The following is a 604-nucleotide window of genomic DNA, read 5'->3' on the forward strand; positions in this document are numbered from 1 at the left end:
TGTCACTTTTTGTCTACTATATAACTAGCACCGTAAATGTTACTAAGCGACCTGTTTCAGCTTTTGGAGTTGTTTCTCCAGATAGCGGATTCGCTGTTCTTTATCTCTTTGTTGGTTTGTTTTGAAGACTTTATCGTCAAATTCTTTTTTATCCTTTATCATAGCAAAAATAATTCTGGATAATTTATGTGCCGATGCTATAACAGCTCCTTTTTTACCTATTCTGGAACGCATTTTCCTTGCATAATCTCCCAGATAGGATTTGCTTTTTGTCAGATTGCTGGCAGCCATGCGTAGTGCCAGACCTGCCTGATTCTTCTTTTTTTGCATTTTACTGCTGATGATATTTCCGCCCGTTATCTTTGTATTGGGTACAAGGTTTAGCCAAGCACTAAATTGTTTTTCGCTCTTCCAACAACTCATATTTGTACCTATTTCTGATATTAATTCAAGAGCTGTGATTTCGCCTATACTGTCCAGTTTGCAGAGATCTACACCTACAATTATTCGTAATAATTCTCTGGCATCGAAGGCGACTTCATTTTTCTTAAGACTGTTTTTTTGTCTGAGATTCAGGTCTGTAATATCGCCTTCCATTCTGTAA

1 protein-coding gene is annotated in these 604 nt (G+C 37.1%); it reads right to left on the minus strand.

Going from position 1 to position 604, the window contains the following annotated elements:
• Positions 1-42 precede the first annotated feature (42 nt).
• The coding region (locus M3O96_RS21925) for a transposase (RefSeq protein ID WP_249725490.1) at positions 43-604 on the minus strand (562 nt) is incomplete at its 5' end.

The sequence above is a fragment of the Aquiflexum sp. TKW24L genome (genome assembly GCF_023502205.1).
Taxonomy (GTDB): domain Bacteria; phylum Bacteroidota; class Bacteroidia; order Cytophagales; family Cyclobacteriaceae; genus Cognataquiflexum.